This is a genomic window from Streptomyces sp. NPDC002785 (assembly GCF_040295565.1).
Lineage (GTDB): Bacteria > Actinomycetota > Actinomycetes > Streptomycetales > Streptomycetaceae > Streptomyces.
The window spans coordinates 1-6,983 of the sequence record NZ_JBEOVN010000291.1 but is presented as its reverse complement, the minus strand read 5'-3'; the positions used below and the strand labels follow the sequence as shown (position 1 = coordinate 6,983).

The window sequence follows — 6,983 nt, the reverse complement described above, 5'->3', positions numbered from 1 at the left end:
CTGCGGTACGGGATCCGTACCGCAGGCGCCTCGCCGTTGCTCACCCGGCCGCCTCCGCCAGGATCGCCCGGAGCCGGCCGATCCCTTCCTTCCACGGCTCCCCGTGCCCGCCCTCGCTCCACAGCTCCAGCAGCTCGGACGGCTCGGTCACCACTCGGTCGAGGGCCTGAACCGCGAGGCCCCGTAGCTCCACGGGCAGCTCGGGGAGCGGCTCGTCCGGCCCGTACGCGGTCGTCACGGGCTCCCCGCCCGGGCACTGCGCGGCCACCAGGGCGGCGGCCGCCACGGCCACGACGGCCTCGTCGGAGTCCAGGTAGTCCGTGGTCCCGGCGGCAGCTGTCAGCGCGTCCCGGATCAGCTCGGCCCGCTTGTCCTGCGGGGCGGCGTCGAGATGCCCCGAGAAGTCCGCTGCGGTGTCGTTGTCGAAATGACCGATGTCCCAGGTGCCCATGGCGCCCCCTTCTTAGACGGTCCGGCCATCCTCGCAACCGCCACTGACAACGGGCCTGTCAGTGCGCGTTGTTACGGTCCTCGCATGATTAAGACCGTGCCGTACACCGGCGGCGAGAAGGACTCCCTGCACATCGCCCTCGACCGGCACCGCGACGCGGTGCTCTGGAAGCTCGACGGCCTCGACGACGAGCAGCTGCGCCGCCCGATGACCCCGACGGGCACGAATCTGCTGGGCCTGGTCAAGCATCTGGCGACCGTCGAGTACGGCTGGTTCTGCACGCCGTTCGGCCGCGAGACGGAGAAGCTCTGGTTCGACGCGTACACGGAGGACATGACGGTCGCCCCGGACGAGACGACCGCCGACATCCTGGCGTTCTACGCGCGCGCCCGCACCGCCGCGGACCGGGCGATGGAGGAGATCCCGCTCGACGCGATCGGTACGGCGTGGGACGGGCGGAAGGTGTCGATGCGCTGGGTGCTCATCCACATGCTGGAGGACGTCGTACGGCACGCCGGGCACATGGACATCGTCCGCGAACTGATCGACGGGGCGACGGGCGCCCACCCGCAGAGCGCCTCCGCATAGGCCCGGCCGCTCCGTTCACTCGGTCGAGTGGACGATCACCAACGGGACATGTGGGGGCGTACCGTCCTACGATGATGCTCTCGACACCACCCACCAGGAGGCCCGCAATGTCTGCAGCAGCAGTCGAGCACCCCTGTGACGGTGAGCCGGAATCGCAGCTCGACGTGGCCAACAGGCTCATGGAGCAGCATCCGGGTTACCGCGTCGAGATCATCGGAGGCGTTATCACCGTGGCCCCGCCCCCGGATGGCCCCCATGCCCGTGCACTGACCAAGCTCATGCGGCCGTTCATCACGGCAGGGCTCGATGACGGGGAGACGGAGGCACTCCAGGGCATCGGCCTGTGGTTGCCTGGCGGGCCCGAGGACTACGCGATCCCCGACCTCTCCCTCGTCGATGCCGACTTCGACGAGCATGTGCTGGAGAGCAACTGCTACGACCCTGCGGTCTTCCGCCTCGTCCTGGAAGTCACGTCGAGCAACTACAACAACGATCTGCGCACCAAGGTCACCGCGTACGCCGAGGCCAAGATCCCGGTGTATGTGATCGTCGACCGCAAGCACGGCCGTTTGCATGTTCTGACCGAACCTGTCAGCGGCGGCTACGACAGCCACCAGGTGTACGCCCCCGGGCAGCAGGTCACCCTCCCCGCCTCCATCGGTGCCGAGGTCACCCTCGACGTCGCGGATCTGCTGAAGGCCGGGCAGCCCCGGAAGTGACGTCCGTGCGGCGCCACCTCCGCTCCCCGTCCTCCCACTCGTCGGTGGGCACGAGTCCCGCCGCCGCGGCCACCGCGGCGGACGCGGTGTGGTCGGGGTGGATGTGGGCGACGACCGTACGCACCGTTCGGCCGGTCAGCAGGTGCGCCGCCAGGCCGACCGCCGCTTCCTTGGCGTAGCCCAGGCCCTGCCACTCCATGCCGAGGACCCAGGCGATCTCGGCCCGGGGGCCCGCCACCGTGGCCTGGACCCAGCCCGCGAGACAACCGTCGGCGCGGACCCGGAGTACCCAGTTCCACCAGTGTTCCGCCGGCTCGGGGGAACCGGCTTCCCAGCGGGTGTAGCGGGCCCGGAGGGTGTCCAGGTCCTCCGGCTCACCGCCCGTGTAGGTGTACAGGGCCGGGTCGGCGAGGACCGCCGCCATCTCGTCGATGTGCGCGGCTCGCAGCGGCAGTGCGTCGAGCCGTTCGGTGGAGAAGGTCTCGGGCCCGTGGTTCGTCATGGCACCCGACCCTACGCGCGGCTCGTCAGGGGATGATTCCGGGCCCGGGACGTGCGCCGACGGGTCGGGCGTGGTCGGTCAGCCGCGCTTGCGGCGCCGGTTCATGAAGACGAGTGCGCCCACGGCGGCGAGCACCACCGCTCCGACCAGCGTGCTGCCCTTCTCTCCACTCCCGTCACCGGCGGGGGGCGACGCACCGCCGCCGTCCTTCGACGGCGACTTGCTGTCACCACCGCCGCTGCGGCCGGCGATGTCCACCCGCACCACATCGCTCCGCTCCCCCTCCGAGCCGAACATCAGCGCCGAGCTGTCCGCCGTGTACGTCACCGACTCGGCCTGCCGCTGGAGCGGTGCCTGGACCGCGTGGTCGGCGCCGAGCCTGCCCTCCTTGAAGGCGTAGCCACGGGCGCTGAAGTACGAGCGCAGCAACAGCTCCTTGCCGTCCGGCGAGAACGCCCCGTCCGTCACCCACGGCACCTCGCCGACCCGCCGGAACACATTGGTCCGTCCGGTGGTGAGCTCGGCGGGTCCCTCGTACAGTCCGCCGCCGTCCTCGTTCTTCGAGGCGATGTAGACCCGGCCGGTCTTCGGGTGGACCATCAGCGCCTCTGCGTTGCGCGCCCCGTCCGCGTACTTCACGTCGAACTGGGTCGCCCGGACCGTCGCGTCCTTCAGCACCTTCGGCTCCGGGAACCGGTAGATCCAGACGTGGTCCCAGCTGCCGTTCAGGTTGTCGCCGATGTCGCCGACGTAGAGGTTGCCGTCGGGACCGAGCGAGATCGCCTCCACGTCGCGCGGCGCGCCGACCCCGCGCATGGTGATCGTCGCGACGGTCTTCCCGGTGCGGGAGTCGACGGCGTAGACGTACGGCCCGTCGTCGCTGTCGTTGTGCGTCCAGTAGATGCCGGGGTGGGCGCGGCTGGCGGCGAGGCCGCTGGACTCGGTGATCCGGGGGTCCTCGATCGTGAAGCTCCGATCGGCTCCGTCTCCGGATGCCACGGCGGGAGACGCCCCGGCGAGGAGGAGCAGCGCGGCGGCTCCGGACACAGTCAGATACGAACGCATGACACAAGTGTCCACCGTCACGTCGCAGGCCGGAGGCGTGATCCGCGATGATGACACCATGCGTTTCACGTTTGTCGGCGATTCCATGACGATCGGCCGCGCCGGCGACTTCACCTGGCGCTACCGGATGTGGCAGCACCTGACTTCCACCATGGGCGCCCCGTTCGCAATCGTCGGCCCGCGCAGCGAGCTGTACGACACCGCGGCAAACGCTCCCGTCTCGTACGAGTACGGCGCACCGGACTTCCCCGTCGAGGCCCGCACCCATGTGGCCGGCTGGGGCGAGGGCTGGCTGCACATGGCCCCGGTGATCGCCGACACGGTCACCGAGCACCGTACGGACGTCCTGCTGGTCTCACTCGGCCTGATAGACCTCGGGTTCTATACGGACAGCGGTCAGACGGCCCTGAACGCACGGGCGTTCATCACGGCGGCCCGCACCGCGAATCCGCACGTCAAGATGGTCCTCCTGCCCGTGATACCAAACATACGGGCCGAGTCGGACGCCCCGTTCGCCGCCGAGTGCGACCGCTTCAACGAGCTCCTGGCGAAGGCCGTCGCCGACCTCGACGACCCGATGTCCCCGGTCCTGCTGGCCTCCCGCCCGCCGGGGTACGACATCCACCGGGACACGTACGACGGGACGCACCCCGCCCCCACCGGCGAACACAAGCTGGCCGCCGCGTTCGCCGACGCGATGCACCAGGCGTGGGGCCTGGGCGGCCCCTACGCGGCCCATCCGTAGCCGCGCGCTCTCCGTCTTCTTCCGTCTCCCCATTATTTGCCGTCCCGGAGCAACGGGACGGGTCAGGACGGGAGGATCATGGCCAGTGAGAGCCGGGTCAGCTCATCGGTCAGCCACTCGGCGTCGACCTGCCGGGGCCGGCGGCCGTGGTGGGCCATGAGTTCGTCCACCGAGTGGTTCAGCACCGTGACGGTCACGGTGTGGTCCCTCGCCACCGCCTCGCCCCGTCGCACGGCACGCTCGGCCTCGGAGGTCAGGAAGTCGATCCACATCGCCCGCCATGTCGCGAGGTGCTTGTCCACCTCCCGGCTCACCCCGAGCGCCTCGACGAACGCCACCCGCGCCGCGCACGGGTCCTCGGTGACCGCCTTCACATAGGCGTCGAAGAGCAGCCGGACCCGTTCCGCCGTCGGGCAGTCCTCCATGCCCTCGGCCATCAGAGCGTTCTCGGCGGCGCGCAGCCCGTAGGTCGCCACCTCGTCGTAGATCGCCATCATGAGCACCTCCCGCGAGACGAACTCCTGCTGGAAGACATGGACGGGCACCTTCGCCTGCGCGCACAGATCCTCGACACTCGTGCGCGCGTACCCGTACGCGGCGAACAGCTGGCGTCCGGCCCGCAGGAGTCGGTCCCGTGCCCCCGGCTCCTCCACGGCCTGCCCGACCGCCCTGTTCCGCTGGTTCGCCACGACACCCACCATCGGTCCTCCTTCGTCCGTACCGCTGCCCCCACTCTCCACGCTCTGCCGCGTCGGTGGTGTGTCCGCCACGCGCTCGGGCCCGCCTGGGGCGGCACCTCGGTCAAGTCCGATTACCCATCGAACCGTTGCTGACGAACAGCTCGCGGTACGACGCGTACGAGGCGTAGGAGGCGTACGAGGCGTTCTTCAAATCGGCTCTCCCGAGCGCCACATGCATGTGGACGAGGACGTCTGGACCACGGGCAGCCACTCCCGAGCAAAAACCCCGTGGCCGCACCCCCAGAACCCCACTTCACACCATTCCGTGGGCGCACCCACACCCAACGAGGCGATGCGGGAGGGGGGTTACCACCCCACTCCCGCTCTGCCGCCAGGCACCCGCGCCGGCCTCCACCGACACCAATCCCCGGGGCTTCGATGCCGGACGGCTCTACGATTCCCCTCCTGGAAAGGGAATCAGATCCACATGGACCGGAACATACGCACGGTGGATGACGTACTCAGCCTCCCGGACGGCCTGTTCACCCGGGAGGCCGACCGCTCGCGTACACGCCGGAGTCATTGCGCTGGATCTTCTCCGACCTGACCGAGATCGAGCTCCGCCGCATCCACGACGAACCGCCGGAGTCCCCACGCTTCGGTGAGCCCTTTCTCCGGACGGCCCTGTTCCGCCGGGACGCGCAGACGTGACAGGCCGCCTGTCGGCGGATGCAGTGGTGTTCCACGGCGTGTGTGCCCTCCATCCGAGAGGTCACCTCCGCCCCACCATGGCCGGACCGACGCCCTGCCCAGCCCAGCCCAGCCACATCAACCATCGGACACGCCTCAGGAGGCGCGGTTCAGCGGCACAGGGCCGTGTCCACGACACTCTCGACATGCTTCATGGCTGCCTTGTCGGTCGGCTGGATGGTCACCGCGACGTTGGCGGCGCGGCCGTCGTCGGTGACGCCGCCCCGGGTCTCGTATCCCGGGAAGCTTCCGCCGTGGCCCCAGGAGAGACCGCCGCACGACAGTGGCTTGCTCACGAGCCCCAGTCCGTAGCGGGCGCCGGGACCAAAGTATTCAGCGGGGACGGTGGTACGCATCTGGGTGAGCTGGGCCTCCGGGAGGAGGTCGCCGCCGAGGAGCGCGGTGAAGAACCGGTTGAGGTCGGAGTTGGTGGAGATCAGCTGACCTGCCGCCCAGGTCCAGGAGGGGTCCATTTCCGTGACGTCCTGCAGCGGCTCGCCTGCTGAATCCTGGTAGTAGCCCTTGGGATGGCGTTCTCGGATGGTCGCGTCACGGGGGGTGGGGAAGTAGGTGTGGTGCAGCCCGATGCGTTTGATGATGCGCTGGTCCATCTCCTGGGCGAGGGGTCGGCCGGTGACCTTCTGGATGATCAGGCCGGCCAGCACGTAGTTCGTGTTGCTGTACTTCCATTGCGTCCCGGGGGCGAAGTCGGCCTTGTGCTGGAGAGCGATGTCGAGGAGGTCGCGGGGTTCGTAGTACCGGAGCTGAAGGTCGTATTCGGTGTAATTGGGAAGTCCGCTGGTCTGCTGCAGGAGCTGACGGACGGTGATGTGGCGTCCGTCGATCCCCTCCCCGCGGACGAGGCCCGGCAGATAGGTGTCGACCGTGGCATCGAGGCCGATCTTCCCTTCACCGACCAGTTGCAGCATGACCACCGCGGTGAATGTCTTGGTGTTGCTGCCGATCCGCACCTGACCATCCTTGGGCACCTTCGCGCCGGTGGCCAGGTCGCCGACCCCTGCGGTGTAGGTACGGGTGTGGCCTTCACGGTCCTTGACGCTCGCCAGCGTGGCAGGCAGGCCATCGGTGTGCACCAGCGCGTTCAGGCCCTGCTGGACGGTGTCCGGCCGGGGGGCGGCAAACGCTGCGGGCGGCGCCAGGGCACCCATCGTCATGACGCCGACGGCCAGGGCGGCCGCGGCCGACACAGCCCTGCGCCGACTGCCCCGCTGCCGCCCGGACGGACGCAACTTCTGCCATGCCTGCTCACGCACGAGCCAACTCCTGTGGAATCGTTGAAAAACCAGCGGTATGTTCCGGGCCCAGCATTTCCGGCTGCGACCGCCCGGGGCGATCCTGCTACCCGCCCAGCTCCAAGTAGGGCTAACCCCAATGCCGTTCGGTTAGAGGTTCGATCTGCGGCGCAATGCTCGGCGTTTCGGCTGGTGATACGGGTGCAGCCCTTGTAGTGGTTCTCGGGTCC

8 protein-coding genes and 1 pseudogene are annotated in these 6,983 nt (G+C 69.1%); 4 read left to right on the top strand and 5 right to left on the bottom strand.

All coding sequences use genetic code 11. From position 1 onward, the window contains the following. Positions 1-40: 40 nt before the first annotated feature. Positions 41-451: a DUF4259 domain-containing protein gene (locus ABTZ94_RS35410; RefSeq protein ID WP_351207216.1), complete on the bottom strand. Its 411-nt coding sequence runs from the start codon at positions 449-451 to the stop codon at positions 41-43. 84 nt (positions 452-535) lie between these two features. On the opposite strand from ABTZ94_RS35410, the gene ABTZ94_RS35405 reads away from it, so the two are divergent. Both ABTZ94_RS35405 and ABTZ94_RS35400 read left to right on the top strand, forming a co-directional pair. Next, positions 536-1,039, top strand: coding sequence for a DinB family protein (locus tag ABTZ94_RS35405; RefSeq protein ID WP_351207214.1), 504 nt, complete (start codon positions 536-538; stop codon positions 1,037-1,039). Positions 1,040-1,146: 107 nt separating this feature from the next. Next, a complete protein-coding gene (locus tag ABTZ94_RS35400; RefSeq protein WP_351207212.1) occupies positions 1,147-1,758 on the top strand; it encodes a Uma2 family endonuclease in 612 nt (203 codons plus the stop codon). Here the strand turns inward: ABTZ94_RS35400 and ABTZ94_RS35395 are convergent. Both ABTZ94_RS35395 and ABTZ94_RS35390 read right to left on the bottom strand, forming a co-directional pair. Beyond that, complete coding sequence (locus ABTZ94_RS35395) at positions 1,709-2,260, bottom strand: GNAT family N-acetyltransferase (RefSeq protein WP_351207210.1); 552 nt, start codon at positions 2,258-2,260, stop codon at positions 1,709-1,711. The two genes, ABTZ94_RS35400 and ABTZ94_RS35395, sit on opposite strands and share 50 nt — an antisense overlap. 78 nt (positions 2,261-2,338) lie before the next feature. Continuing rightward, the gene (locus ABTZ94_RS35390) at positions 2,339-3,325 is read right to left on the bottom strand and encodes a PQQ-dependent sugar dehydrogenase family protein (RefSeq protein WP_351207208.1); all 987 of its coding nucleotides are present in this window, start codon (positions 3,323-3,325) and stop codon (positions 2,339-2,341) included. Between the two features lie 58 nt (positions 3,326-3,383). Here ABTZ94_RS35390 and ABTZ94_RS35385 point away from each other — a divergent pair, with 58 nt between their 5' ends. After that, the gene (locus tag ABTZ94_RS35385; RefSeq protein WP_351207206.1) at positions 3,384-4,070 is read left to right on the top strand and encodes a GDSL-type esterase/lipase family protein; all 687 of its coding nucleotides are present in this window, start codon (positions 3,384-3,386) and stop codon (positions 4,068-4,070) included. A 62-nt stretch (positions 4,071-4,132) separates the two neighbouring features. On the opposite strand, the gene ABTZ94_RS35380 is transcribed toward ABTZ94_RS35385, so the two are convergent. Next, a complete protein-coding gene (locus ABTZ94_RS35380) occupies positions 4,133-4,771 on the bottom strand; it encodes a TetR/AcrR family transcriptional regulator (protein WP_351207204.1) in 639 nt (212 codons plus the stop codon). Positions 4,772-5,311: 540 nt separating this feature from the next. On the opposite strand from ABTZ94_RS35380, the pseudogene ABTZ94_RS35375 reads away from it, so the two are divergent. After that, a pseudogene (locus ABTZ94_RS35375) lies at positions 5,312-5,461 on the top strand (SAM-dependent methyltransferase); the annotation flags it as partial. Between the two features lie 149 nt (positions 5,462-5,610). On the opposite strand, the gene ABTZ94_RS35370 reads toward ABTZ94_RS35375, so the two are convergent. Beyond that, complete coding sequence (locus ABTZ94_RS35370) at positions 5,611-6,774, bottom strand: serine hydrolase domain-containing protein (protein ID WP_351207202.1); 1,164 nt, start codon at positions 6,772-6,774, stop codon at positions 5,611-5,613. Positions 6,775-6,983 lie beyond the last annotated feature (209 nt).